Annotated in this window: 28 protein-coding genes and 1 tRNA gene; 13 read left to right on the top strand and 16 right to left on the bottom strand. The window is 61.1% G+C overall.

Annotation, left to right across the window (positions count from 1 at the left end):
• Positions 1-31: 31 nt before the first annotated feature.
• The 9 genes from Q7S58_RS21320 to Q7S58_RS21280 all read right to left on the bottom strand — a co-directional run bounded on the left by Q7S58_RS21320 (position 32) and on the right by Q7S58_RS21280 (position 8,522).
• Positions 32-2,380 carry a plasma-membrane proton-efflux P-type ATPase gene (locus tag Q7S58_RS21320; RefSeq protein ID WP_304830798.1) on the bottom strand — a complete coding sequence of 783 codons (2,349 nt, stop codon included), beginning with the start codon at positions 2,378-2,380 and terminating at the stop codon, positions 32-34.
• Complete coding sequence (locus Q7S58_RS21315; RefSeq protein ID WP_304830796.1) at positions 2,350-2,748, bottom strand: hypothetical protein; 399 nt, start codon at positions 2,746-2,748, stop codon at positions 2,350-2,352. Before Q7S58_RS21315 ends, Q7S58_RS21320 begins: the two co-directional genes overlap by 31 nt.
• A gap of 198 nt (positions 2,749-2,946) precedes the next feature.
• Positions 2,947-3,450, bottom strand: a complete 504-nt coding sequence (locus Q7S58_RS21310; protein WP_304830794.1) for a hypothetical protein — start codon at positions 3,448-3,450, stop codon at positions 2,947-2,949.
• Positions 3,451-3,465: 15 nt separating this feature from the next.
• Positions 3,466-4,062 (bottom strand): hypothetical protein, encoded by a 597-nt coding sequence (locus Q7S58_RS21305; RefSeq protein WP_304830792.1) that lies wholly within the window; start codon positions 4,060-4,062, stop codon positions 3,466-3,468.
• Between the two features lie 231 nt (positions 4,063-4,293).
• Positions 4,294-4,968, bottom strand: coding sequence for a hypothetical protein (locus Q7S58_RS21300; RefSeq protein WP_304830790.1), 675 nt, complete (start codon positions 4,966-4,968; stop codon positions 4,294-4,296).
• Positions 4,969-5,273: 305 nt separating this feature from the next.
• A tRNA-Ala gene (locus Q7S58_RS21295) sits at positions 5,274-5,349 on the bottom strand.
• Positions 5,350-5,461: 112 nt separating this feature from the next.
• Positions 5,462-7,156 (bottom strand): DNA repair protein RecN, encoded by a 1,695-nt coding sequence (recN, locus tag Q7S58_RS21290; protein WP_304830788.1) that lies wholly within the window; start codon positions 7,154-7,156, stop codon positions 5,462-5,464.
• 16 nt (positions 7,157-7,172) lie between these two features.
• Positions 7,173-8,045 (bottom strand): NAD(+)/NADH kinase, encoded by an 873-nt coding sequence (locus Q7S58_RS21285; protein ID WP_304830786.1) that lies wholly within the window; start codon positions 8,043-8,045, stop codon positions 7,173-7,175.
• A 48-nt stretch (positions 8,046-8,093) separates the two neighbouring features.
• On the bottom strand, positions 8,094-8,522 hold the full coding sequence (locus tag Q7S58_RS21280; protein ID WP_304830784.1) for a hypothetical protein: 429 nt from the start codon (positions 8,520-8,522) through the stop codon (positions 8,094-8,096).
• Positions 8,523-8,682: 160 nt separating this feature from the next.
• Between Q7S58_RS21280 and Q7S58_RS21275 the strand changes: the two genes are divergently transcribed.
• Positions 8,683-9,558 carry a deoxyribonuclease IV gene (locus Q7S58_RS21275; protein WP_304830782.1) on the top strand — a complete coding sequence of 292 codons (876 nt, stop codon included), beginning with the start codon at positions 8,683-8,685 and terminating at the stop codon, positions 9,556-9,558.
• Positions 9,555-10,556, top strand: coding sequence for a tryptophan--tRNA ligase (gene trpS / locus Q7S58_RS21270; protein WP_304830780.1), 1,002 nt, complete (start codon positions 9,555-9,557; stop codon positions 10,554-10,556). The genes Q7S58_RS21275 and trpS overlap by 4 nt, the downstream gene beginning before the upstream one ends.
• 8 nt (positions 10,557-10,564) lie before the next feature.
• On the opposite strand, the gene proS is transcribed toward trpS, so the two are convergent.
• Positions 10,565-12,028 carry a proline--tRNA ligase gene (proS, locus tag Q7S58_RS21265; RefSeq protein WP_304830778.1) on the bottom strand — a complete coding sequence of 488 codons (1,464 nt, stop codon included), beginning with the start codon at positions 12,026-12,028 and terminating at the stop codon, positions 10,565-10,567.
• Between the two features lie 114 nt (positions 12,029-12,142).
• Between proS and Q7S58_RS21260 the strand changes: the two genes are divergently transcribed.
• From Q7S58_RS21260 to Q7S58_RS21220, 9 genes are read left to right on the top strand one after another with little or no spacing between them, the layout of a single operon-like run.
• Positions 12,143-12,862, top strand: a complete 720-nt coding sequence (locus Q7S58_RS21260) for an SIMPL domain-containing protein (RefSeq protein WP_304830776.1) — start codon at positions 12,143-12,145, stop codon at positions 12,860-12,862.
• A 31-nt stretch (positions 12,863-12,893) separates the two neighbouring features.
• Entirely contained in the window at positions 12,894-13,421 is a 528-nt protein-coding gene (locus tag Q7S58_RS21255) for a redoxin domain-containing protein (RefSeq protein ID WP_304830774.1), read from the top strand.
• A gap of 6 nt (positions 13,422-13,427) precedes the next feature.
• Positions 13,428-14,150, top strand: coding sequence for a VIT1/CCC1 transporter family protein (locus Q7S58_RS21250; protein ID WP_304830771.1), 723 nt, complete (start codon positions 13,428-13,430; stop codon positions 14,148-14,150).
• 10 nt (positions 14,151-14,160) lie between these two features.
• On the top strand, positions 14,161-14,412 hold the full coding sequence (locus tag Q7S58_RS21245) for a hypothetical protein (RefSeq protein ID WP_304830769.1): 252 nt from the start codon (positions 14,161-14,163) through the stop codon (positions 14,410-14,412).
• 4 nt (positions 14,413-14,416) lie between these two features.
• Positions 14,417-15,346: an ABC transporter permease gene (locus Q7S58_RS21240; protein WP_304830767.1), complete on the top strand. Its 930-nt coding sequence runs from the start codon at positions 14,417-14,419 to the stop codon at positions 15,344-15,346.
• Positions 15,346-16,155, top strand: a complete 810-nt coding sequence (locus Q7S58_RS21235) for an ABC transporter permease (protein WP_304830765.1) — start codon at positions 15,346-15,348, stop codon at positions 16,153-16,155. Before Q7S58_RS21240 ends, Q7S58_RS21235 begins: the two co-directional genes overlap by 1 nt.
• Positions 16,152-17,768, top strand: coding sequence for an ABC transporter substrate-binding protein (locus Q7S58_RS21230; RefSeq protein ID WP_304830763.1), 1,617 nt, complete (start codon positions 16,152-16,154; stop codon positions 17,766-17,768). The genes Q7S58_RS21235 and Q7S58_RS21230 overlap by 4 nt, the downstream gene beginning before the upstream one ends.
• Positions 17,769-17,812: 44 nt before the next feature.
• Positions 17,813-18,115 (top strand): type II toxin-antitoxin system Phd/YefM family antitoxin, encoded by a 303-nt coding sequence (locus Q7S58_RS21225; protein ID WP_304830760.1) that lies wholly within the window; start codon positions 17,813-17,815, stop codon positions 18,113-18,115.
• Complete coding sequence (locus Q7S58_RS21220) at positions 18,112-18,540, top strand: type II toxin-antitoxin system VapC family toxin (protein ID WP_304830758.1); 429 nt, start codon at positions 18,112-18,114, stop codon at positions 18,538-18,540. The genes Q7S58_RS21225 and Q7S58_RS21220 overlap by 4 nt, the downstream gene beginning before the upstream one ends.
• Positions 18,541-18,545: 5 nt before the next feature.
• Here Q7S58_RS21220 and Q7S58_RS21215 read toward each other — a convergent pair whose 3' ends face one another.
• Genes Q7S58_RS21215 through Q7S58_RS21205 form a run of 3 tightly spaced genes read right to left on the bottom strand, consistent with a single transcriptional unit; the run spans position 18,546 to position 20,442 of the window.
• Positions 18,546-19,577: a lysylphosphatidylglycerol synthase domain-containing protein gene (locus tag Q7S58_RS21215; protein ID WP_304830756.1), complete on the bottom strand. Its 1,032-nt coding sequence runs from the start codon at positions 19,575-19,577 to the stop codon at positions 18,546-18,548.
• Positions 19,574-20,005, bottom strand: coding sequence for a MaoC family dehydratase (locus tag Q7S58_RS21210; RefSeq protein WP_304830754.1), 432 nt, complete (start codon positions 20,003-20,005; stop codon positions 19,574-19,576). Before Q7S58_RS21210 ends, Q7S58_RS21215 begins: the two co-directional genes overlap by 4 nt.
• A complete protein-coding gene (locus tag Q7S58_RS21205) occupies positions 20,002-20,442 on the bottom strand; it encodes a hypothetical protein (protein WP_304830752.1) in 441 nt (146 codons plus the stop codon). Before Q7S58_RS21205 ends, Q7S58_RS21210 begins: the two co-directional genes overlap by 4 nt.
• Positions 20,443-20,494: 52 nt before the next feature.
• Here Q7S58_RS21205 and Q7S58_RS21200 point away from each other — a divergent pair, with 52 nt between their 5' ends.
• On the top strand, positions 20,495-21,196 hold the full coding sequence (locus Q7S58_RS21200) for a DNA-3-methyladenine glycosylase (RefSeq protein ID WP_304830750.1): 702 nt from the start codon (positions 20,495-20,497) through the stop codon (positions 21,194-21,196).
• 36 nt (positions 21,197-21,232) lie between these two features.
• On the opposite strand, the gene Q7S58_RS21195 is transcribed toward Q7S58_RS21200, so the two are convergent.
• Positions 21,233-21,934: a hypothetical protein gene (locus tag Q7S58_RS21195; RefSeq protein WP_304830748.1), complete on the bottom strand. Its 702-nt coding sequence runs from the start codon at positions 21,932-21,934 to the stop codon at positions 21,233-21,235.
• A 189-nt stretch (positions 21,935-22,123) separates the two neighbouring features.
• On the opposite strand from Q7S58_RS21195, the gene pyrF reads away from it, so the two are divergent.
• Positions 22,124-22,981 carry an orotidine-5'-phosphate decarboxylase gene (gene pyrF, locus Q7S58_RS21190; RefSeq protein ID WP_304830746.1) on the top strand — a complete coding sequence of 286 codons (858 nt, stop codon included), beginning with the start codon at positions 22,124-22,126 and terminating at the stop codon, positions 22,979-22,981.
• A gap of 14 nt (positions 22,982-22,995) precedes the next feature.
• On the opposite strand, the gene Q7S58_RS21185 is transcribed toward pyrF, so the two are convergent.
• Together Q7S58_RS21185 and Q7S58_RS21180 are read right to left on the bottom strand one after the other, a co-directional pair.
• Positions 22,996-23,769 carry a dienelactone hydrolase family protein gene (locus Q7S58_RS21185; protein ID WP_304830744.1) on the bottom strand — a complete coding sequence of 258 codons (774 nt, stop codon included), beginning with the start codon at positions 23,767-23,769 and terminating at the stop codon, positions 22,996-22,998.
• A gap of 27 nt (positions 23,770-23,796) precedes the next feature.
• On the bottom strand, positions 23,797-24,342 hold the full coding sequence (locus tag Q7S58_RS21180) for a ferritin-like domain-containing protein (RefSeq protein ID WP_304830742.1): 546 nt from the start codon (positions 24,340-24,342) through the stop codon (positions 23,797-23,799).
• Between the last annotated feature and the right edge of the window lie 58 nt (positions 24,343-24,400).

Genomic DNA, 24,400 nt, shown 5'->3' with positions numbered 1-24,400 from the left:
TGGCCGGAAGCACTTGCGCTTCTGACAAACCTCACGACGTGTACATCAGGCGCGCCAAAATTGGGACCTTCAGGAAGTCCAGAGCGATCAGGTACAGCGCGCACGCGAGAATCACCGATGCGATCACCGCACCCGGCAGAGGCGCCATCAAAATGCCCCGCATCGACATCAGACACACCACTCCCACGTCTATAATCGAGCTGAGAATCATCCATCGGCTTGGAGCAGAATTCCAGAAGTGGTGGCGCTCGCGCACCAGATAGACCATCCCCTGACCTGTGAACACGAGTGTGACAAAGACCAGTGTCTGCAGTTGAAGAAGCGACAGGTGAAGAAGGTCCCGCCCCCAGAAAAACAAGCCAAACGACAGCAGCAGGATGAGACTGCCGAGACTCATTCCAGCCAGCATCAGACGGCGGATGTGCCAACGATCCGGCATCGGGGACGCGGATACGTGATCGGTCGCAATCGACATGGTTACGAAGTCATTCGTGAACAGCAGCATTACGATCAGTAGCGGCGTAATGATGAAGGTGCGCGTAACAATCACGCCGACGCTGAGGAAGAGCCCAATCTCGACGGTCTTGATGATCTTGTTGAGCGTGTAGGTCAGCATGCGCTGATAGATGCGCCGGCTGCTTTCGACCGCGGCCAGGGTGTCAGTGAGACCGGGATTGGTGAGCACCAAGCTGGCCGAGGCTTTCGCCACGTCGGTGGCGGTGGCGACCGCGATCCCAACTTCAGCCTGCTTGAGCGCCGGGGCGTCGTTGACTCCGTCTCCAGTCATGCCGACAACATGTCCCGCCTGCTGCAGGGCGCGCACGAGCTGAAACTTGTCTTCGGGAAAGACACCGGCGAAGACTGCGCAATCGAGCGCCTTATCGATGTTCTCGCGCAAATCCTGCGACGAACAGGCACGGCCCGAGATCCCGACCTGCGCAGCTACTGCACGAGCTGTCGCGAGCCCGTCTCCGGTTACCATCACGACGCGAACACCCAACTTGTTCAGGCTTGCCACCAACGACCTGGAATCCCCGCGCGGCGGATCCTGAAGCGCCAGGAGTCCGATCAAGCGCAAGCTGCCGTCGGCGCCACCCGCAACTGCGAGCACGCGGTAACCTCCCGCTGAAAGTCGCTCAACGTCGGCATCTATGTCGGTAGTGTGTCCGACCCGCGCGGCAACCGCTTGAGGCGCACCCTTTAGGGCGCGCAATTCTTTTCCGTCCTGGCCAACGATGGCTTCGGCAAGCTTGCTTGCTGGCTCAAACGGAATGAACTTGAGCCGATGAGTCGGCGCCGAGAGCGTGCCTTCAGCTTTGGCGCGAGCGAGAACGGCGAGATCGATCGGGTCCTGGCCCGCTTCGTCGCTGGCATATGCGGCGAACCGCAACAGGTCGTGTTCGCTGAACGGCGCGTATGAATGCAACGCCACCAGCGATAGCTGATTTTGGGTGATCGTTCCGGTTTTATCGCTGCACAACATGTCCATCGCCGCCGCTTCCTCGATCGCCGACAGACGCGTCACGAGAACACCGCGCTTGGCCAATTCCACCGCGCCGAGCGCAGTTGCCAAAGTGAACGTGGCCGGTAGCGCGACCGGAACCGAAGCCACCAGCAGGATCAGTACGAATGGAAGCGTATCGGCGAGAGGCATACCGACGAGCGCGGCGTACAAGAAGACCGCGACCGCCAGCGCCGTGTCCATCGCCACCAAGTACTTCACGATCGAGAAGATGATGCTTTGCAGGTGGCTGACCGTCCTGGCTGAGCGAACCAGTTCGGCGGTCCTTCCAAAAAAGGTTCGCTGGCCAGTCGCCGTGACCTCGCCGCTGGCCTCGCCACGCTTAACCAACGAGCCGGCGTAAGCAGTCTTGCCCTGGTCCGCTTCTACCGGCACCGACTCACCGGTAAGTGCCGATTGATCGAGCAACACCTCTCCGTCGCGGATGCCGACGTCGGCTGGCACAAGGTCGCCCATTTGCAAGTGAACGAAATCACCCGGGACCATCTGCTCTGCTGGAATCAGACCCCATACGCCGTCACGCAGAACCCTAGCCTGCACGGCAAGCCGCTGTTGCAGCAGCTCCAGCGCGCCGCGCGCGCGCGTTTCCTGGAACAGGCTCAGTGAGGCATTGAAGACCAGCAGCACCGCAATGACAGCCGCCTCAAGAACCTTGCCAAGCGCAAGCTCGAGCACGACGGTGACTTCGAGCATCCACGGAACCGGAGCCCAGAACTTACCGATGAGCGCCACAATTAGATGTGGTTTCTTCTCGGTCACGGCATTGGGGCCAGACTCGAGAAGACGCCGATGAGCTTCTTCGCTAGTCAGGCCGCGCGACCGCGTCGTCAGCGGCGTCGAGCTGCCAGGATTGCGCATTCAGACACCCCGCAGGGATTGGCTTGTCCCCGGCTTCGGCACAATGAGCGTCTCGTCCGAAATCGAGGAGGTTGCTCTCGACCAACCTGGGTCGTGCGGAAATATGCGAAGGTGGCGATGAACGCGACGTAACAGAGCATCGCGGCGGGCGCGATCGCGTTGGCGAGCGTGGTTCGCGACGGCGCAATAGACGATCGGATGAAGAATGAAGCTGCGAGCAAAATCCATGTGATCGCGTGAAACCATCGCAGCACGAAACAGATCGCAAACGGATGCGGCGCCGGATGCGCGTCGCGCCATCCCGGCCAAATCACGGAATAGACCGCGGCGATCGTGAGGCTCAGCCATCCCCAAATCGGATTGCTCAACGACCGGCTCATCGCAAATTAGGCATTACCCGCTCGAATCACAAGCTTGCGCGCGCCCTTTCGCGAGAAAAACGTTTGTGTATTAAGCGAGCTATAAGCGTGGACTCAGCCGCCCACGTGGGTTACATCCGTACTGCGGGGGCGTCCAGCTATCGTCCCAGGGAGCGCGTGTAACTAGCTAAAGTGCTTTAACGCGATTCAGGAAGGTGCTGGCGCAATACGGCTCAGGCTCTTTCTCCACCTTTCAGGCTGCTTTTGGAAGTCCAGGATTTCCCTCCGTTCCAATCCGCTCATAGCCTCGAAGGCGCAAACGACCTCACGCTCATAAAACCGGCGCGTGGCGTTACTGCCAAGGGCTAGGTCCAGGAATGCATCAAGAGTCTTGCGGTACTCCAAGTTCAGCTCTACGTGGCGAGGCCGTAAATACGGATGTAGCTCAGCATCTTGTTTTGGAACGAATTGGAACGCACTGTGAAGACTCTCGTCTAGCAGCATGTAGTCGAATCGGTCTTGACCTCCTTTGATGCACAATGCGAAGAGATACGCGACGCGCTCGATATCGTCGCACGAGGAAACTCGAAAGAACGAGACCTTCTTATCGCCAGTTCGTAACAGATCTTTTTCGGCCTGTTCTCGATGAGCCGGATTCGCGGGATCGCGGTTATCCCAAGAGTTGCGCGTCTGTGCCTCCCGCATCCACATCCAAGGTCATGAACCTTACTGACGCAGGAAGGATTCAAGAAGCTCCGCTAGCTCGGGATCGGCCTCCTTTGCCCTCCTGTGCGCCAGGACTCGCTTAGCCTGTTCGACGGGCAGGAGATCTATGCAAGTGTGAAAGGCAGCCAGCCGCACATCTTTATCGAAGTGATCCACCAGACGGTGCAAGATCTCCGAAATTTGTGGCAACCACGGCCCTACCGACTCGGCATCCAGATCTCTTACAATGCGCAGGAACGTCACCGCTGGAACCACTGCTTCCGAACGGGCGCTCATCGCGAGTGCTGCAACTACATGCGGTGCAGCTGCGCCTCGCATCTGAAGCAGCACTCTTGATGAGCCCGAAATTGCATCAGCGTGCTGCTCGCAAAGAAGTTGACCGACCAGCCAGGCAGCACCTTCTTCGCCGGTCTCAAGCCATGTGCGAACAAGCTCAGCCTGAGCAGTCCGGGTGCCGAAAGGTCCGACCCAACGGCCCAGCCTTTCGTACCACTCCGCTAACTCGGGACGCCCAATCAAAGTCACAGGCCGACCCAGCGTCTGGCCAATAGCACCCAATTCTCCGGAATGCCCAGCCGAAATACTCTTAATGCTCACCTCGATCGCTCTTATGACTTCCCGCGCCGCAGACGCTCGACCCATCAACGGTACGCTTTTTTTGCGGGCGTATTCGCTTAAGGGCTCTCCCGTCGCGTCAGCCTGGAATTGCTCAGACGTTCCAACTTGCCCGGCAGAATTCGCGCTTCGAGTTGCCGTTGAGGAGAGCACGAGGGGCGGAAGGATGCCCTGCCGGTCGGTTGGTTCTCGCAGAGAGCAAGGCGTCGCCATTCAATTTGCCTCTAGGCTATTTAGAGCCTTCACTATGAACTCAAGTTGCTGTTCCGCAAATTTCCGATCTCCAGGGAAGCGCTCTTCTAGTTTGAGTTCGAAAGCCTTGAATTCCCCCGCCGCGGCCGTCATGCGATACTCGACATTTACTGCCACGTAGACTTGGTCGGGGCCCCTCACTGACGGTTCTATTTGAACTGTGATCACCCGCCCTCCGCCAACCGAGTGCTGATAATTCAGCTTTCCGGCAGACTCTTCTCTGTCCTCGGAGATGAGCCCCAAGGGCAGACTACGCACCATCCTTGCTAAGGTGTTGTTGACCTTCGGCAATCTCGTAGATCGATGGTGATTGAAGTTAAAGCCAAACGCCGACACCGGCGTGTGTCTGAGCACCGAGAATGTATCGTCCGCAATCTTCACGATGCGACCCACAGCCTGAATCTCGGACGTCGAGATCTGCCATCGGATGGGATCGCAGAAGATCAGAATCGCACCAAATTGAAGTTGCGATAATTGGGCGGTACAGACCCCTGCTCCGCTCTGCGCGGCGATGTCAGCTTCCTCTTTCTTCAGAATGTTCTCGTGCAGATACCATGCGTAGTGATGAATCGCAGGGTTCATGGCCCCGACCAACGCAACCGAGAAGAAGTAATCTGGACGATTTGGATCTGACATCATGAGTTCACTTGAAATCGCACGCAGACTCTATCCAACCGAAACCAAGCGCGCCACAGGGTCAAACATCTCGAACGGATTGGTCTTATCCGAGTCGTGAGGCCTCTACAATAGCGAATGAACGCACACGTTTCATGTATCGAAGATAACCATCGTTCGCGGTACATGCTTTCCGTAGGGCGTCCGACCATGGCCCAGAGTATGGCCGCAAAGCTGCGATACTTCCATCTTTCTTGACAAATTCGGACAGTTTTCAGACAAGGCCTGTCCAATTCTGTCCGAAACCGAAAAAGCCTTGATTTGATTGGTGGAGCTGAACGGGATCGAACCGTCGACCTCCTGAATGCCATTCAGGCGCTCTCCCAACTGAGCTACAGCCCCACCGAATGCGGATTTTTCAGCTAATCGGATGCGCGCCGGGCTGTCAACCGACCTCAGATCGTGGCGATTCTAAAGACGGCATAAGCCTGAGACCGACGGTCTAGCGCTCGCCTCAGGTGCGGGCGAGGTCGAGCAGTTCCTTGGCGGCGCGGCGAAACTTGTCGGAGGCCTCGCCACCGAGCATCCGCGCGATTTCGCCGGTGCGCTCAGGTTCGGCCAGCATCGTCACGCGGCTTTTGGTCGAGCCGCGGCGCTCTTCTTTTTCGACCACGAAGTGCCGATCGGCGAACGCGGCAATCTGCGGCAGATGCGTCACGCAGAGAATCTGATGAAAGCGCGATAGCTGTTTCAGTTTGCGTCCCACCACCTGCGCGACGGCGCCGCCGATACCGGCGTCCACCTCGTCGAAGATCATCGTCGCGATACCGCGGCGCTGCGCCTCGAGACGCTTGAGCGCGAGCATCACGCGCGAGAGTTCGCCGCCCGACGCGATTCGCAGCAACGGCATCGCCGGCTGTCCAAGATTGGGCGACAGGTGAAATTCAATCGTGTCGATCCCGGCCGGTCCCATCGCGATGCCGTGGTGGACGAAACCGGCTTCATCTTGAGCCACGGTTGCGAGGCGCGGCTCGAAGCGGGGCGAGCGCATTCCGAGCGTTTTCAGCTCGGTTTCCATCTTGCGGCCGAGGTCGGTGGCGCCCGATTTGCGCATCGCGGAGAGCTTCCGTGACTCTGACGCAAGCTGGTCGAGCGTTTGCTTCAATTCGGTTTCGACCTGGGTTTTAGATTCGCCGATATTTTCCAGTTCCGCAGTTTCGAGGCGCGAGCGCTCGAGCGCTTCGACGGCAGTTGCGATCGAGCCGCCGTATTTGCGCTTCAGGCGCGACAGCTCCTGCAGCCGATTCTCGATTTCGTCGAGCCGCGCAGGGTCCGCTTCGAGCTTGCTCGCGTAGGCGCCAAGAGCTCGCGCCGCCTCCTCGAGGTTGGCGCGCGCCGACGCGATCATCTCGGTGACTTCGGCAAGCTTTGGATCGAGCAGGGCCGCATCGGTGAGCCGCGCCTCGGCGCTCGCGACCCGGTCGATTGCGGCGGCGTCGGCGCCGTACAGCAATTGCTCCGCTTCGGTGGCGGCGGCGGCGAGGCGCGTGGCGTTGGCGAGCACGGTGCGCTCGCGAGTCAGGGCCTCATCTTCGCCGGCGACGAGTGCGGCGCGCTCGAGTTCGTTCAGACGAAAGCGCGCGAGATCGAGCAGGCCGGCGCGTTCGCGTTCGCGGCGATTCAAATCATCGAGGCGCGAGTGAATCTCGCGAGCGCGATCGTAGAGTTCGCGATAAGACGCGAGCGGCGTTTCGAGTCCGATGAATCGATCGAGAATTTCGCGATGGCTCTCGGCGCGGAGCAGCGATTGCTGTTCGTGCTGGCCGTAGATTTGCACCAGCACGGCGCCGGCCTTCGCAAGATTTTGCGCGGTCGCAAGCTGGCCGTCGAACATCGCGCGCGAGCGTCCACCGTCGGCGACCGTGCGCCGCAGGATCAATTCGCGGCTATCAGAATCGGTCGGTCGCTCCGCGAGTTCGGGCAAAGCAGTTTCGCCCTCGAGTTCGAAGAGCCCCTCGACGACGGCTTCCTTCTCGCCTGAGCGAACCATGTCGGGCGCAGCGCGCGCGCCGAGCAGCAGGCCGAGCGCATTCAGGATGATTGTTTTGCCGGCGCCGGTCTCGCCCGAGAGCACGTTCAGTCCGGGGCCGAACTCGAGATGAGCTTCCTCGATAATCGCGAAATTTCGGATGCGCAATTCGAGCAGCATCTGAGCGCCCGCGCGGCTAACCCCAGCGGAGCTTGTCGCGCCAGATTTCGAAGTACGTATGTCTCGATCGAATCAACGACACGACGTGGCGGCCGCGATGAATTTTGATCGCATCGGCAGGCCCGAGTTGCGCCGATTCCTGCCCATCGACGGTAAAGGTGGTGTCGTGATCGGGCGCCTTCACGTGGATTTCGATTTCGAATGAATCCGGCAGCACGACCGGACGGTTGGTCAGCGTATGCGGGCAGATTGGCGCGAGCACGATGGTGCCGAGCGTCGGATAAACGATCGGGCCGCCGGCGGAGAGGGCGTAGGCGGTCGAGCCGGTCGGCGTGGCGACGATAAGTCCGTCGGCGCGATAGGTGCAGAACGGTTCGCCGTTCGCGCTCACCTCGAGCTGGAGCATCCTGCCGAGCGGGCCTTTGCTGACCACCACGTCGTTGAGCGCCTGGAACGATTCGGTGTGATCGAGTGCTTCCGGCGCGCGCTCGAGCACGGCCTCGAGCATGATGCGGCGATCGACTTCGTAGTTGCCCTCGAGCACGTGCTGCAAGCTGCTGCGCGCTTCCTTGATTGTTACCTCGGTGAGAAAGCCGAGGCCGCCGAGATTGACGCCGAGGATCGGAATCCCGCGCGACGCGATCAACCGTGCGACGCCGAGCAGCGTGCCGTCACCGCCGAGCACCACGATCAGGTCGGCGTGATCGCCGAGATGATGTCGTTCAACCGGCTGCGCGCCAATGGTTTTGGCGATCTCAACATCGGCGAGCGGAATCTTGTTTTTGAGGCGCAGAAAGCGAGTGAGGCTCCGTGCAATCACGATCGCTTCGGGCCGGTCGCGCTTGACCACCAGGCCGACCGACTTTATGGACCGCTTTGCCACCGCCATCAGGCAAATATCACGCGGGAAAAGCCAACGCGAGAAGTCCTCGCGGAATCATTTCAGAAACTGCTTCGCGCTGCCGGCCGCGGCGGGATTTCGCTTGCCGTACACGATTGCGACCGCGTTGATGTAGTAACCAGTAAGATTCTCACTGGTCTGCGACTTGCTGGCGTACACCACGATCGCATCGGCGCCGGTCTCGCACGCCTTGCGCTGCACCGCCGGCAACACGTCGGACTCGCTCGCGTAGAGATTGCCGACGCCTTCGACGATCGCAACTTTGCGAAAATCGGTGAGCGGGTCATGGCGCAACACTGGCATGTTGCAATCGGGCGGCTTGGCGGCGCGCCCCGACGGCTCGACATCCGCGACACTGACTTGCGGCGGCAAGGTGATCGCCTTGGGGCATCCGGCGATCGCGAGCATCGCCGTGAACAGCAGTTTTGCATACTTTGCGCGTGACACGATCAATGAAGTATCCATCCTTGGGGACTGCGGGCAAGAGCGGATGCGTCGCGGGCCGTCTCGCTTTGGGCATCAGTTCGTATAAAATCGCGATGCGCTCGCGAGTCGGATGGCAGCGCGCATCGAAGCGCGATCGACGCTGCCCAATTTTGAGCGCGCAGGAAGCGCTAGCGGCACTATGGCAAAATCCAACGAAGCGACGCGGCCACTTCTGGGCGCGCACATGTCGATCGCGGGCGAAGTCGGCGAGGCGCTGATTCGCGGCCAGCAGGTGGGATGCGATTGCATCCAGATTTTCACCAAGTCGTCGCGGCAGTGGGCGTCGAAGCCCTACTCCGAAGCGGAGATCGCGACTTTCAAACGCAATCTGCGCGAGACCGGAATCAAGCTGGTGATTGCGCACGATTCCTACCTGGTGAATCTCGGCGCGCCGGACGAAGCGCTCCGAATCAAGTCGGTGAAGGGATTTATCGACGAACTCGAACGATGCGAAGCGCTCGGCGTGCCGATCCTGGTGGCGCATCCGGGCGCGCACGTCGGTTCCGGCGAGGAGCAGGGAATCAAGACGATCGCGAAATCGATCGACGAGGCGCAGTCGCAATGCGCGGGCTTCAAGACGAAAATCGCGCTCGAGATCACGGCGGGGCAGGGCAGCAATCTCGGTTATACGTTTCAGCAGATGGGCCAGATTTTCGACGCGGTGACGGAGAACGAGCGGTTGCGGCTGTGCTTCGATACTGAGCATGCATTCGCGGCGGGCTACGACCTGAGGACCGACGAAGAGTACGAAAAAACTTTCGGCCTGCTCGACGAACATGTCGGGCTCGACAAGATCGTTGCGTTTCATCTCAATGACGCGACCAAGCCGATCAATTCGCGCGTCGATCGGCATCAGCATATCGGGCAGGGATTCATCGGCCTCGATGCATTCCGGCGGCTGCTCAACGACGAGCGATTTTTCGGCATCCCGATGTGCCTTGAAACGCCGAAGGGCCCCGACCTGAAGGAAGACGTCGAGAATCTCGCGACGCTGCGATCGCTTTTCAACTCATGACCCGAAAGCGAATTCTCACTGGCGACCGTCCGACTGGACCGCTGCACCTGGGGCATTACGTCGGTTCGCTGCAAAATCGCGTGCGCCTGCAGGACGAATACGAGACGTACCTCCTGATCGCGGACGTGCAGGCGCTGACCGACAACTTCGAGCATCCGGAAAAACTCGAAGCGAACATTTTCGAAGTCGCGCTCGATTACCTCGCGGTCGGACTCGATCCGGAGAAGGTGCAGTTCGTCGTGCAGTCGATGGTGCCGGAGCTGACGGAGCTGACGATCTATTTCATGAACCTGGTCACGGTCGCGACGCTCGAGCGCAATCCCACGCTCAAGGAAGAAATCAAGCAGAAAAATTTTACCAAGGGATTGCCGGTCGGCTTCTACACCTATCCGATCTCGCAAGCGGCCGACATCACGATCTTCAAGGCGCACCTGGTGCCGGTCGGCGAGGATCAACTGCCGATGATCGAGCAATCGCGCGAGATAGTGCGCCGCTTCAATCGTTTGTACGATCGCGTGCTGGTGGAGCCCAAGGCGCTGCTCGGCGGAGTCGCGCGGCTGCCGGGAACTGACGGCGGCGGGAAAATGTCGAAATCGATCGGCAATTGCATCTACCTTGGCGACTCATCCGAGACGGTGCGCAAGCGCGTGATGTCGATGTACACCGATCCGACGCGGATACGGCCGACCGACCCCGGGCACGTCGAAGGCAATCCGGTGTTCACCTATCACGACGTGTTCAATCCGGATAAGGCGGAAGTCGAAGAGTTGAAGGATCGCTATCGCAAGGGCGCCGTTGGCGACGTCGAAGTGAAGGAGCGATTATTCAAGGCGCTCGACGAGTTCCTCACGCCGATTCGCGAGCGGCGGATCGAGTTCGCGTCGAAGCCGGAATGGGTAAAGGAGATCATCGTCGAAGGAACGCGCAAGGGGCGCGCGATCGCGCAGGACACGATGGCCGAAGTCCGCACCGCGATGAAAATCAGTTACAAGCTGTGATCGACGTCCTAGTACGATTTTGCGAAGTAGGCGCGCTCGGAGGCTGATTCGCCGCAGACCAGGCATTTGCCCGGCGCGACGTTCTGCTCGAGCGGAATTGCGCGGCAGCTAGCCTTGGTATCGTCGCGAATCTGAGTTTCGCAGGCCGGATTGCCGCACCAATAGACGTGAGCGAATCCGCCGCCGCCTTCACCTTCCATCTGAGTTTTGAACATCGCGTAGTCGTCGAACTCGCGGGTATTTGCAGTCATCGCGGCTTTGGCCTGTGCGAACAGGTTTTTCTGAATCTCGTCGAGCAGTGCGACGACTTTCTCCGCGATCGCCGCGAGCGATACCTTGCTCTTGGCCTCCGGTCCGGACTTGTCCCGTCGCGCAACGACCGCCTCACCCGATGCGACGTCGCGCGGACCGATCTCGATTCGCACCGGCACGCCGCGCATCTCCCAATCGTTGAACTTGAACCCGGGCGTCAGTCCCTCACGCGTATCGAGCCGCACGCGCAGGCCCGCTTCGTTAAGTTGATCGAACGCGGCGCGCGCCGCGGCGAGCACCTTTTCGCCTTCATCGGCTTTGCGCCAGATCGGAACCACGACCACCTGCGTAGCTGCGACGGTCGGCGGTAATCGGAGTCCCTGGTCGTCGCCGTGCGTCATGATGATTGCGCCGAGCAATCGGGTCGAAACGCCCCAACTGGTCTGCCACACGAATTGCATCTGATTTTGATCGTCGAGATATTTCGTTTCGAATGCGCGCGCAAAATTCTGTCCGAGGAAATGCGACGTGCCGCATTGCAGCGCGCGTCCGTCGCCCATCAGGCCTTCGATCGTGTAAGTTTCGACCGCGCCGGGAAACCGCTCGGCGGCGCTCTTCCGCCCGACGACCAGCGGAATTGCCAGATAGTCCTCGACGAACTGCCGATAGACTTCGAGCATCGTGAGCGTTTCATTCTGCGCTTCCTCCGCCGACGCGTGCGCGGTGTGACCCTCCTGCCATAGAAACTCGGTGGTGCGGAGAAACATCCGCGTGCGCATCTCCCATCGCACGACGTTGCACCACTGGTTCAGCATCATCGGCAGATCGCGATGCGATCTGATCCACTGCGAGAACATATAGTTGATGATCGTTTCGGAAGTCGGCCGGATGATCAGCGGTTCCTCGAGTTCCTTGCCGCCGCCATGCGTGACGACGGCGACTTCGGGCGCGAAGCCCTCGACGTGCTTGGCTTCCTTCTGCAGAAAGCTCTGTGGAATGAACAGCGGGAAGTAGGCGTTGCGCGCGCCGGTTTTTTTGATCCGGCGATCGAGTTCGTCACGCAGCGACTCCCAGATCGCGAAGCCGTCGGGCCGAAACACGATACATCCGCGCACCGGCGAATAGTCCGCCAATTCGGCGCGGAGCACGATTTCGTTGTACCAGGCGGCGAAATCCTGACTGCGGGGGGTTACTTTTTTTTCGTCCTGTTTTTCGGCCATAAGTCTCGGCGGGCGCTGCGGCATATCGCCAACTGGTACAGTCTCCGGATAAAATCAGCCCGAATCAATGTATCGAACAACGACCGATTAAAATGATTGCCGAGGTTTGGCGCTATGAAATTCAAATTCTTGATCTCGGTGATCGTGCTCTCTTTTGCGTTCCCGATGCTCGCATCGATTTCATTTGCGCAGGTCGGCGCGGCCGCGCCTCCAATCCGCGTGATCGAAGTTGACGGCACCGGCGAGGCGCGCGGAACTCCGGATGTCGCCACCCTGAATCTCGCAATCGAAACTCACGCCGCGACGGCCGAGGAAGCCGCCAGCCGCAACGGCACGCTCGCGGAAAAGATAATCGCCGCGCTGAAAGCGAAGCTCGGCGACAAGGGCAAAATCTCAACCGGCGGCTATTCGCTGAATCCCGAGTACGATCAGCGTCCCAGCCGCGAGCCGAAGATCGTCAGCTACACCGCGCAAAACTCGATCACTGCGGAAACCGGCGCGCTCGATCTGCTTGGCGCACTGATCGATGCGTCGATTGCGGCCGGCGCCAATCGCGTCAACTACCTGAGCTTCGCGTTGAAGGACGACTCGAAGGTGCGCACCGAAGCGATCACGATCGCGACGCGCGACGCCAAGGCGCAGGCGGACGCGCTCGCCGCCGCGCTCGGCGTGAAACTCGGCAAGGTAATCAAGGCGACCACGGTTGCGGAGGCGCGGCCGATCCCGATGCAGCGGATGGGAATGGCAGTGGCGGCTGAAAGAGTTGCGACGCCGGTCGAGCCGGGCGAAGTAACAGTGCCAGTCACCGTTTCTCTGACCTTTTATATTGAGTAACTATGATCGTGATGCGCGAATTAATCTGGCCATGTTGAAACCCGGCGACCGGGCGCCATCGTTCGATCTTCCCTGCGCGGCAGGCGGGCGCATCGCGCGCTTGAGTCTCGCGAAGTTCAGCACCGAACTGGCGCTCATATTTTTCTACCCGCGCGATTTTTCCTTCATCTGCCCGACCGAGGTGACCGGCTTCAACCGGGCGCTCAAGGACTTCACTGATGAGGCGACGACGGTAGTCGGCGCGAGCATCGACGACGCCGAGAGTCATCTCAAATGGGCGCGCGAACTTGGCGGGATCGAGTTTCCGCTGCTCGCCGACACCGACGGCAAGCTCGCGAAGGCATTCGGCATCTTCGATGAGAAGGAGCAGGTAGCGCTGCGCGCGACATTTATCCTCGATCAAAAACGCAAGGTCGTATTTTCGGCGTCGTGTCCGCTTAACGTCGGCCGCAGCGTGGTCGAAACGCTCCGAATCGTGCGCGCACTTCGAACCGGTCAGCTCTGTCCGGCGGATTGGAAGCCCGGCGTCGAGCTGATCCCCAGCGACACGAAGTTCTAGACCAGATTGGCCGCCGTAATCGAAGAAAAAAAACGCATCTTCGAGCGGCTCTCGAACGTCCGCGAGATCGTATTCGGCGTGCAGGACGGAGTGCTGACGACGGCGGGCGTGCTGTGCGGACTGAGCGGCGCGGTTTCTCATCACGCGCAGGTCGTGCTGGCCGCGCTAGCCTCGACTGCGGCCGGCGCGCTCTCGATGGGCGCGGGCGCTTATCTCGGCGCGCGCGCGGAATCGGAAGTCGTGCGCGCAGAACTGGTTCGCCTTCGCGCCGAGGCATTCAAGCAACCGTACGTGATCCAGGAAGGATTGCTCGAGGAATTGACCAGGGAGGGACTGACGCGCGAGGCCGCGTATCGCGTCGTGCAACTGCTTGGCGGATCGCCGCAAGCGCTGGTCTCGACGGCGGAGGCCAAGATGTTCGGCCTCGGCGGCAATCTGCTCGGCAACGCCGCGCTCGACGGACTTGTGATGGGAATCGCGTTCGTGGCGGGCGCGGTGATCCCGCTGCTGCCGTACATGCTGATCGCGACTCCGAAATACGATCTGGTCGGCGCACTCGCGGCGACGGCGGTCGCGCTGTTCAGCGTCGGCTATTTCGAAGGATGGCTGGCGCATCGCAACGATCGCTGGCGCTCGGGCATCCGATTCCTCGCCACCGCGATGAGCGCTGCGGCCGCCGGCTATCTGATCGGGCTTGCAATCTCGCCGCTGGGCGCGACGGCCGGCTGATGCAATCGCGATGAAGCTCCAAACCTATTCGTCGGTGTCGGCATTCGTCGCGCATTTTCGATCGTTGAAAACGGCGCGAATTCGCACCGCCGATGAAGAACAAATCCTTGCCCAAATGTCCGCGATCGTTGCGAGTCTTCACGAACCTGAACGCTCAGCACTCGAATCGGACGAACAGACTTCCACCGCCCGGCGCCGCCGCGAGCATGCGCAACTCAGCCTGCGCCGCCAATTGATCGCGCGCGCAATACTGAACGGGTGATACGATGCTCGCGTTTCTGATCCGGCGAATCGTATTCGGCGCCGCGGTGCTGATCGGCACGTCGCTCATCACATTTGTGATCGCGTTCGTGGTGCCGGCCGATCCCGCGGTTGCGCTCGCGGGGACTAAGGCAGATCCGCAGACGCTCGCCTCGATTCGGCGCGAGATGGGCCTCGACCGTCCGCTCTACGTGCAGTATGCGCGCTACTTCGATCGCGCGGTTCACGGCGATCTCGGGCGATCGTATATCCGGCGCGAGAACGTGACGCGGCTGATCGCGGATCGATTGCCCGCGACCGCGTTGCTCGCCGCTGCCGCGATGATCCTGTCGTTGGTGCTCGGAATCGCGATGGGCGCGCTAGCCGCGGCATATCGCGGGCGCGCGCTGGACAACGCGTTGCTGTTTTTTTCGCTCGCGATGGTTTCAATTCCGGTCTTCTGGCTTGGCACGATGCTGCTGATCGCGGTTGCGCTTTCGATCCGCTCGTTTCCGCTCGGCGGCTACAGCGGCGCCGAGAGTCTGATCCTGCCTTCGCTCACGCTCGCACTCGGTTCGGCGGGTTACTACTCGCGCGTGCTGCAGACCAGCCTCAGCGAAGCGCTCGATCAGGACTACGTCCGCACCGCCCGCAGCAAGGGTCTTTCGAAGACGAGCGTGATGCTCCGTCATGCGATGGCGAATGCTTTGCTGCCGCTGGTCACGCTCGCGGGACTCGACCTCGCGGGGCTGCTCTCGGGCGTGGTGCTGACGGAGACGGTTTTCAACTGGCCCGGAATTGGCCGCCTCGCGTCGGAGGCGATCTTCAATCTCGATATCCCGCTGATCATGGGCACGGTGCTTTTTTCGGCGTTCCTAATCGTGATCATCAATCTACTGGTCGATCTGTTGTACGCGTGGCTCGATCCGCGGATTCGGCTGGCGGAGGCCGCGTGATGCGCCGCGGATTTTTCACGCTCGAGGGTATCGGCGCATCGATGGTGGCAAGCCTCTTCGCGATCGCGATCCTCGCGCCGTGGCTCGCCCCGCATGATCCCACGCGCGCGGTGGCGCCGACATTCGGCGACCCTGGCGCGCCGTCGATCGCGTTTCCGATGGGTACCGACGAACTCGGCCGCGACGTGCTGTCGCGAATAATTTACGGCGCCAGGATTTCGCTGACCGTCGGCGTCGCCGCGATGGCGGTGACGATGACGATCGGCGTCGCGATCGGTTTGTGCTCGGGATTTTTCGGCGGCGCGACCGATTTCATCCTGATGCGCTTCACCGACGTGATGCTCTCGCTGCCGGCGCTGTTGCTCGCGATGGCTCTGGTAGCCGTTCTGCGCCCGAGCCTGACGACGATCCTGCTGGTGATTGGACTGGTTTCGTGGACTCAAGTCGCGCGCGTGGTGCGGGCCGAAACGCTCACGATGTCGAAGCGCGACTTCGTTCTCGGCGCGCGCGCGCTCGGTGCGCCATCGGGGCAACTGATCGCGCGCCACATTCTTCCCAACGTGCTGCCGATCATCGTCGTGATGGCGGCGCTCGGAACCTCCGGCACGCTGCTGCTCGACGCGGCGCTGAGTTTCTTAGGCCTCGGCGTGCCGCCGCCGACGCCGAGTTGGGGCCGCATGATTGAAGAGGCGACGATTTATTTCCGCACCGCGCCGTGGCTCGCGACCTTCCCCGGCCTCGCGATTTTCTATGCGGTGCTCGGTTTCAATCTGCTCGGCTATGGATTTCTGCGCAGGCGCTCGCGATGAGATCGGCGCGAGCGCAACATTCGGGCGTCGCGAGGTGGCTGTATATGCTCGCCGTCGTGCTCACGCTCGGATGCAACGGCGGTCCGCCGCCGCTCAAATTGCCGCCGAACGCGATGATACTTCGCCTCGCCGACGTGGACGAGATCCCGACGCTCGATCCGGCATCCGGCTACGACACGCTGTCGTGGACCTACGAGCAGGCGATTTTCGACACGCTGCTTCGTTACGGCGACGCCAATATCCAACTCGAACCGGATCTCGCGCTGCGATGGGAATCGTCGCCGGACGCGCGCACGTTTTCATTTCATCTGCGCAATGACGCGCGTTTTTCGGACGGCACTCCGGTGACCAGCGCGGACTTTCGCTACGGAATCGAGCGCGTGCTGAATCCGGCCACGCGCTCGAAGGGCATGGAGTATTATCGCGGAATCGCGGGCTCGGCTGATTTTATCGCGCATCGCAAAGACCACGTCGATGGAATCGAGACGCCTGACTCATCGACGATCACCTTTCATCTGAGTGCGCCCGATCCGATTTTTGCGCATAAGCTCGCGATGCCGTTCGCGTCGGCGATTCCCGCGCGCGTGGTCGAGCGCTGGGGCGACGATTTTTCCCGCCACGCGGTCGGCAGCGGCGCCTTCATGCTGAAGGAATGGATCGGCGGTCAGCGGCTGGTGCTGGTGCGGAACCCCTACTACTTCGCCAAGCCGTTGCCGCGTCTCGACGCGATCGTCGAATCGGTCGGCGTGAACCCGGAGCTGCAATGGCTTCGCTATGAAGCGGGCCAGATCGACGCCATCACTGAGATTCCGCCCGCCGAATTTCCCTACGTGATGAAGACGCCGCGCCTTCGCGATCTCACTCTGCACAAGACCACCGTCACCACGCGCTACCTCGGGATGAACTGCCAGATGTGGCCGTTTACCGACGTGCGCGTGCGGCGCGCGATGAGTTATGCGATCGATCGGCGCAAGCTGATCGCGCTGATGAACGGACGCGGCGTCGTCGCGCATAGTCCGCTGCCGCCCGATTTGCCCGGCTTCAATCCGGAACTCGCAGGGTACGACTACGATCCAGCTAAGGCTCGCGCGCTGCTCGAGGAGGCGCATCTCGGCGCCGGCTTTTCATTCGAGATTTGGATGCGCGCCGACCAGACCGTGCTGATGCTGGGACAATCGATGCAGCAGGATCTCGCGCCGCTCGGAATTCGCGCCGAGCTGAAACCGGTCGCGTGGGGTCCTTTCCTTGAGGCGATTCGCCAGCCGCATACGGCGCAATCTTTCGTCTACGGATGGGAAGCTGATTTTCCCGATCCTGAAAATTTTCTCGGCACGCTGCTCTCGCGTTCGGAGTGGGGCTCGAACAACGACAGCTTCTATTACAACCCGGAGTTTCAGGAATTGCTCGATCGTGCCTCCCCAGAAGCCGATTTGAAGCAACGCTACGCGCTGTATGGCGAGGCCGAGAAGATCGTGATCGCGGACGCGCCGTGGGTGTTTCTCTACTATCCAGTGACGTACGTGATTCGCCAACCATGGGTGCACGACTACGTGATCAATCCGATGCGCCCGACGCGTTTCGAGCGAATCTGGATCTCGCCGCATCGCAGGTAAGCCGCGATATCCGAACAGCGCCAACTTGGCTATGATGTGAAATCATGAAGAAGGCAAAAATCGGCGAGTTGCGCAACGGACTCTCGCGCTACCTCGATCACGTTCGCGCCGGCGGACGAGTGCTGATCTATGATCGCGATACACCGATCGCGGAAATCGTGCCGCTCAGCAAGAGCAAGCGGAAAAAAGATCGCGATGAGGAGCGCCTCGCGCGGCTCGAGCGCAAGGGGATCATCACGCGCGGCAGCGGTAAAGGCATGCTCGAATGGCTGAAAAATCGGCAGATCGTCCATTCGACTGCGAGCCTCGTCGATGCCATTCTTGAAGAACGCGAAAGCGGCCGGTGAAATTTTGGGACAGTTCCGCGCTCGTGCCGCTGTTCAACGCCGAACCGAGAACCGCGGACGCCGAATCGTGGTTGCGATCCGATCCTGATATAACGATTTGGTGCTTGACGCGCGTCGAGGTTCTCTCGGCGCTTTCACGCCGCCGCCGCGAATTCGCGCTGTCTGACAACGAATACAATATCGCCCGCAACGAACTCGGCTTCGCTTCACCGAATTGGTTCCAGGTCACGGATTTTGAGAGGGTGCGAATTGAAGCGGAAAGAATCGTGAGCGTGCATCCGCTGCGCGCGGCCGATGCGCTTCAACTCGGCGCGGCTTTGGTCGCGGCGGACGGTGAGCCCGAAACGCTCGAACTGGTCACACTGGATCGCAGGCTCGCCGACGCCGCGCGGCGCGAACGATTTCCGGTGCTCGGCGTGCGCTAGACTCCTCACGCCGCCGCGGTATCGCCCGCGCGGTCGCCGCGAATCGCGGTGAGTTCGCGCGTCGCACGCGGCAGGTACAACAGTCCAATCAGCCCGTTGCAAAGCATGAACGTGAAATGCGCCGCAAGGCTGTAGGCGAGAATCTTCACGTCGGGCGCGTTGCCGGAGAAAAACAGCAGCCACGCCGCCTGGCTGGTGCCCAGATGCGCGACCGCGATCGGCAGCGCCGCGGCGAGAAACACCAGCGGCAGGAACAGCATCAGCTTGATGAACGGCACCGCGATTCCGTACAGCGCCAGCGCGTAATACTGCGCGACCACCGACGCGAGAAAGCTCGGCGCCTTGATCGCGAGCACCGTCACATAATCGAGCGGACGCGCCTTCATGAAGGTCGCGAGCACCGCGCCCGCGCGTCCGGTCTCGACCCAGGTGCGAATCCGGTCGCTGCGGCGCGCCGCGGCGAAGAATCCGATTATTCCCGCGAGCAGCGCCCACGCCACGATGTACGCGATGCGCACGATACTCACGATTTCGCTCTGCGCCGCGCTGCTCGGCGTATAGAAAATCACGCCCAGCGTCGAAAACAGAAAAAGTTGGTACACCTCGAGCAGCGCAATGAAAAGAATCGAGCTGAGCGCACCAAGAAAACTGATGCCGGCCTTGCGATGCAGATAGTACGCGACGCCGCCTTGCCCGAGGTTGGTGTTGATCAGCGCGAGGATATACATGCTGGCGCGAATCGGCAGGATGTCGCTGAGCTTCATCGCGGCGTTGAAGCGCCGCACCACCCACGTCAGGCAGAACGAATCGATCGCGAAATAGAAAATCGAGAACGGCATAAAGATCGCAAAAAATTTCAGAATCGGCGCCTGCGAGAGCGCCTCCGCCACTTTGGCGAGCGGGATGCGCCAGAAGATCAGCGCGAAGATCGCGATCGTGCCGAGATACGGAATCAGCTTGCGCCAGAGCGGCGTCGCGCGGCGAGCGGGTAGCTCGTCCGCGGCTGCTTCAGATTGCGCGATTGGCTCGACGCTCATGCCGGATCGATCCTGAGCGCGGCGGCGCCGATCAGCGCGCTTTCGCCGCGTTGATTCTCGACCTTGATTCGTAGCGTCGCGCGTCCGTCCTCGACGGCCTCGACCTCGACGTGCGAAATCAGCGTGTCGCCGAAGAATACCGGCTTCGTCAGCGCGATATCGATTCGGCCGCCGCGCAGGAAATGCATCCCGAATTTATCCGCGAGGAACTGCGCGATCACCGCGACAGTCTGCTCCCCCGCGGCGATCGGCTTGCTGAAACCGGCCGTGCGCGCGGCTTGTTCGTCGTCGTGGATTCCACGCCGCGGACTGCGGCGCGGCGGCGATTCGATCGCCTTGCCGTATCGCTCCGCCGACGCGTCGTCGAGCACGTATGGCGTCGAACTCCATCGCGCGCCGACTCGAATCTTTTGCGCCGCTTCCGTCATGACATCGTGCCCCGTTCGTTGAGCAGCACCGACGTAATCGCCTGGCGCACCAGCAGTTGGTCGGTATCGGCATCGCGGGATTCATATTCGAGGGTGAAATAAAATTTGCCGCGTTTGCGAAAAGCCTCAGTGATCACCCCGGTCGTCTTGACCGCCTGCCCGATGCGCATCGGCTCGTGGAATTCACACCAATGCTTCGCATGCACGCCGCCGTTGCCGCCTTTCAGATGCTCCGCGATGAGCAGCGCATAATCCGGCAGGCGCATCGTGGGCGACGCGATCGTTTTTCCGATTTCCGTGCTCGACACCGGCTCGGACGCGACTGCTTGCGCAAACGCTCCCGTCTGTTCAGCCGTGACGATGTAGAAAATCGGGCCGAGTCGCATCCCGACGCGCAGATTCTCGGGGCACATCGGAAGTCGCGGGTCGTCGCTCATCTTTCCTGATCCGCCGGTCGCGCGGTTTTCGGATTGAACAAACATAGCAGGCGTGGCAGATTTTGCGCACTCGATTTTTCCGATGCCGAATCGCCAGGTTTCATATGCTCGCGACGCCGAAGCGCATCTCCGCGCCAACGATCCGATCCTTGCCCGAATCATCGCCGAGGTCGGGCCGCTCATAATCACGCGCCGCAGCGAGCGCTTCCAGGCGCTCGCGCGCACGATCATTTTCCAGCAACTGGCGGGAGCGGCGGCGACTGCGATCTACAATCGGATGCTCGCGCTATATCCGGGCACGAAATTTCCCTCCGCCGAGCAGATTCTCGCGACGCCCGACGAGGATTTGCGCAAAGCCGGGCTCTCGGCGAAGAAGGCGCTCTACATCAAGGACCTCGCCGGGCACATCAGGGATGGCACGCTCAATTTTCATCGCTTCCACCGCATGACGGACGACGAGATCATCGTCGATTTGACCCGGGTCAAAGGTATCGGGCGATGGACCGCGGAGATTTTCCTGATGTTCAATCTCGGGCGTCCCGACGTGCTGCCGGCCGACGATCTGGGCGTGCAGACCGCGGTCAAGCGCGCGTACCGGATGCGCGAACGGCCCAGTCGCAAGCGGCTGACGAAATTCGGCAAGCGATGGAGCCCGTACCGAACGGCGGCGGCGTGGTATTTGTGGCGAAGCCTCGATATCAAGCTGCCCGACGACGCCGCGAAGGCGCCGGCGAAATCCGGCAAGAAAAAATAGGATGGCGCTGGCCGCCGGGCGTCGCTCGCGGCGCGCTCATTCGGCCAGCATCGGATTCGGCTTGGGGAAGCCGAGCTTCGACATCGATTCGTCGATCCCGCGAAGCTCGTCCGCTCCTCCGCCTCCGGCGATTGCCTCGACGCGGTGGCGAATTTCCTTCAACTCGGCGAACAGCCCGCCGGAAATTCGCACCAGCAGGTAGAAGCAAATCCACGGGATCACGATTGCGCCCACGATCGTTACTGCGATCAGCGTGCGTGCCTCCGACTCCGCGCCCGCGGCGATCTCGAACAGCGCGGCCTCTTCGAGCCCGATCAAATCCGCGATCGATCCTTCGAGTTCGCGCATCCGCGGCTCGAGCGAATCGTCGCCCGGCGCTGCGGTGCGGAGCGCCTCGAACAGCGGCTTGGCGTCGGTGGCGATCTTCGCGATTTTTTCCGCCTGGTCGCGCGTCGTCATGTGTGCGCGCGCCGTTTCAATGTAATCGATAAAGCGGCGCGTTTGATCGAGCACGATTTGCGCGCCGTCCGGCTGCGAGCGTCCCCAATCCATTTTGAAAAGCGAATTTTCCATCCCCTCCGACGCGCGCACCGAGGCGTACTGGTTCTCGACGATGCTGCGCGGGATGCCGCCGAAGACGTGAAACGCCGCGGCGAGAAAAATCGCGAGCAGCAGCAGGATGGCCGGCGCGATCGCGGCTATAAGTCGGAGTTTCGTGACGATCGTCAATTGGTTCATCCGGATCTATTCCCGCAATTTTGGAAAAGTAGGCATGCGTTATTCGTCGATTCTTGCCGTTTCAGCCAACAAGGATGCTCGCGAGTTTGGCGCAAACGCAACGGCTCAAAAATCGATCGGCGAACTGCGATGCGGTCGCGGATGTGCGCCGGATGCTTGCCGCGCGTCGATATGCGATCATGTGCTCCGATGAATTTCGCCGATCGGCTCGCCGAATCCGTCCGCGCTAAAAACAGCATCGCAGTGCTGGGCGTCGATCCCCAGCTCGATACCGCGACCTCTGCAGGCGTTCCAACCGGATACACGCTCGCGCGCTTCTGTTGCGAAATCGTCGAGGCGTGCGCGCCTTCGATCGTCGCGATCAAGCCGCAGCTCGCGTTTTTCGAGGCGCGCGGAATCGACGGGATGCGCGCGTTTTGCGAGGTGCTCAAGACCGCGCGACGGCTCGGCCTGATCGCGATCGCGGATGCGAAGCGCGGCGATATCGGCACGACTTCGGCCGCTTACGCCGAGGCGTTTCTCGGCGACGGCGATTTCGCGAGCGACGCCGTCACTGTGAATCCCTATCTTGCGAGCGACGCGGTGATGCCGTTTATCGCGAAGATTCGCAACGGGCGCGGCCTGTTCGTGCTGGTGAAAACTTCGAATCCGTCATCGGGTGAATTTCAGGATCTCGAAGCGTCGGGGCGGCCGCTGTGGGAATCGGTCGCGGTGCGGGTCAACGGATGGGGCGGCGATTTTCTCGGCCAAAGCGGCCTGAGTCCGGTGGGCGCGGTGCTGGGCGCGACGTATCCCGATCATGCGCGGCGCGCGCGCGTACTGATGCCGGCTGCGATCGTTCTGGTTCCCGGCTACGGTGCGCAGGGCGCATCGGCCTCGCAGGCAGTCGCGGCGGCGCGCGCCGACGGCTCCGGAATAATCGTCAGCGCCAGCCGCAGCCTGATGTACGCGTATCAGAAATCTCCGGGACTTACGCCGCCCGAGGCGTCTGCAAAAGCGGCGGAGCAGATGCGCCTCGAACTGAACGCCGCAATCGTGCGCTCCTGATTTGCGATTAGCGGCTACTTGGTGAGAGTAGGGTGCAGGTTGGCGGCGAGGAATTTGAGGGTGCGCTCCCACGCGTCGCGCGCGTAATCGGCGCGATACCAGAACGGCAATCCCTCGAAGTTGAAGGCGTGCTCGGCGCCCTCGTAGATTTTGATCTCGTGCGGACGATTGTTCTGCGTCAATAGTTGATCGAGTTCATGCGCCTGGCTGACGGGCACGATCGTATCCTTGTCGCCGTGCAGAATCAGCGTCGGCGGCATCGTCTTCGCCATCGGCTGCAACCGCGGAGGCAAGCCGCCGTAGTATTCGACGACGGCGGCGACCTGCGACGGATCAGCGGCTGCGATCGAAAGCGAGAGGAATGCGCCGAGCGAAAATCCCATCATCGCGACGCGATGCGGATCGACCGCGGCATTCTTGTCGAGATCGTCGATGCCCGACTTGATTTCGGCCAGCCAGATCGGGAATTCCTGCTTAATCATTAGCGGCCGGCCGGCGCCGACCGCTCCGGTCTGGCTGTAATACTCGATGAATTCGGTGTAGTAGCCCTGCGCCGCAAGGTCGGTGCACATCTGCTCGAACGCAGCGTCGCCGAGGCCTATCTTTGGCGACGCGCCGTGCAGCAGGACGATCGCCGGATGCGGTCCTGAGCCCGCGGGAACGCAGTGATGCTCCTCGACCGGCTTGCCCGCCGACGCGAAATCGCCCGCGATCCAGTTGGCGTGGGCGAGTTGCGAGTTGAAGATTAGGAGTATGGTCGTGAGCGCGGCGATCGAAAGTCGATGCACTGTTCCGGACTCAAGCCCGAAGCACGATTATCCGCGCATCAACTGCGCTTCATCGGCCGCGAGCGTCGCGTACACTTCGCGATCGATCGCGCGATAGCGCTCGAGTGCCTTGTCGGCTTGTTCTTCGGTACCCTGCTCTTTGGCGATTTCGCGCATCTCTTTCTCGATCCAGGATAGATGCCACGATTCGTCCTTGGTCACGGCCTTGAGAACTTCGCGAGTTTCCGGATCGACATTGGGCAACGCCATGTGCGCGTTATAACGGCTGAGCGCGCGCTCCTCGACGACCACCGTTAGAGCGAGCAGATCGATTAGGGTCTTGGGCACCCCGGTGCGAAGTCCGAGCCGGCGCTGATAGCCATCGTCGATCAAGATCGGCGCGCCGCCGAGCTCCGAGATTCGCTTGGTCCAGAGCCACGCATGCCGGGTCTCGTCCGCCAGATGAGCAGTCATCTTGAGCTGCGACTCACCACCCTTCACGTGGCCAAGAAGATTGAACAGCAAGCGCGCGCCACGGAGTTCGGCGTCGCGATAGAAGCTAAATATAAGAACCTGCTTTTCAGCGGGGGACAATCTGCTGAAATCAAGGGTTGATGCTAATGATGCTGCTGTTTCGCCCAAATCCTCGTCC

Origin of the sequence: Candidatus Binatus sp. (assembly GCF_030646925.1) — a bacterium.
GTDB lineage: Bacteria > Desulfobacterota > Binatia > Binatales > Binataceae > Binatus.
The sequence above is the reverse complement of the archived record's forward strand: the minus strand, read 5'-3'. Positions and strand labels throughout refer to the sequence as shown.

Bases quoted from the DNA above. Each gene is read 5' to 3' on its own strand.
- Q7S58_RS21320 (WP_304830798.1), bottom strand. From the start codon at position 2,380: ATGCGCAATCCTGGCAGCTCGACGCCGCTGACGACGCGGTCGCGCGGC.
- Q7S58_RS21310 (WP_304830794.1), bottom strand. From the start codon at position 3,450: ATGTGGATGCGGGAGGCACAGACGCGCAACTCTTGGGATAACCGCGAT.
- Q7S58_RS21300 (WP_304830790.1), bottom strand. From the start codon at position 4,968: ATGTCAGATCCAAATCGTCCAGATTACTTCTTCTCGGTTGCGTTGGTC.
- recN (WP_304830788.1), bottom strand. From the start codon at position 7,156: ATGCTGCTCGAATTGCGCATCCGAAATTTCGCGATTATCGAGGAAGCT.
- Q7S58_RS21285 (WP_304830786.1), bottom strand. From the start codon at position 8,045: ATGGCGGTGGCAAAGCGGTCCATAAAGTCGGTCGGCCTGGTGGTCAAG.
- Q7S58_RS21280 (WP_304830784.1), bottom strand. From the start codon at position 8,522: ATGGATACTTCATTGATCGTGTCACGCGCAAAGTATGCAAAACTGCTG.
- Q7S58_RS21275 (WP_304830782.1), top strand. From the start codon at position 8,683: ATGGCAAAATCCAACGAAGCGACGCGGCCACTTCTGGGCGCGCACATG.
- trpS (WP_304830780.1), top strand. From the start codon at position 9,555: ATGACCCGAAAGCGAATTCTCACTGGCGACCGTCCGACTGGACCGCTG.
- proS (WP_304830778.1), bottom strand. From the start codon at position 12,028: ATGGCCGAAAAACAGGACGAAAAAAAAGTAACCCCCCGCAGTCAGGAT.
- Q7S58_RS21260 (WP_304830776.1), top strand. From the start codon at position 12,143: ATGAAATTCAAATTCTTGATCTCGGTGATCGTGCTCTCTTTTGCGTTC.
- Q7S58_RS21255 (WP_304830774.1), top strand. From the start codon at position 12,894: ATGTTGAAACCCGGCGACCGGGCGCCATCGTTCGATCTTCCCTGCGCG.
- Q7S58_RS21245 (WP_304830769.1), top strand. From the start codon at position 14,161: ATGAAGCTCCAAACCTATTCGTCGGTGTCGGCATTCGTCGCGCATTTT.
- Q7S58_RS21240 (WP_304830767.1), top strand. From the start codon at position 14,417: ATGCTCGCGTTTCTGATCCGGCGAATCGTATTCGGCGCCGCGGTGCTG.
- Q7S58_RS21235 (WP_304830765.1), top strand. From the start codon at position 15,346: ATGCGCCGCGGATTTTTCACGCTCGAGGGTATCGGCGCATCGATGGTG.
- Q7S58_RS21230 (WP_304830763.1), top strand. From the start codon at position 16,152: ATGAGATCGGCGCGAGCGCAACATTCGGGCGTCGCGAGGTGGCTGTAT.
- Q7S58_RS21225 (WP_304830760.1), top strand. From the start codon at position 17,813: ATGAAGAAGGCAAAAATCGGCGAGTTGCGCAACGGACTCTCGCGCTAC.
- Q7S58_RS21215 (WP_304830756.1), bottom strand. From the start codon at position 19,577: ATGAGCGTCGAGCCAATCGCGCAATCTGAAGCAGCCGCGGACGAGCTA.
- Q7S58_RS21210 (WP_304830754.1), bottom strand. From the start codon at position 20,005: ATGACGGAAGCGGCGCAAAAGATTCGAGTCGGCGCGCGATGGAGTTCG.
- Q7S58_RS21205 (WP_304830752.1), bottom strand. From the start codon at position 20,442: ATGAGCGACGACCCGCGACTTCCGATGTGCCCCGAGAATCTGCGCGTC.
- Q7S58_RS21195 (WP_304830748.1), bottom strand. From the start codon at position 21,934: ATGAACCAATTGACGATCGTCACGAAACTCCGACTTATAGCCGCGATC.
- pyrF (WP_304830746.1), top strand. From the start codon at position 22,124: ATGAATTTCGCCGATCGGCTCGCCGAATCCGTCCGCGCTAAAAACAGC.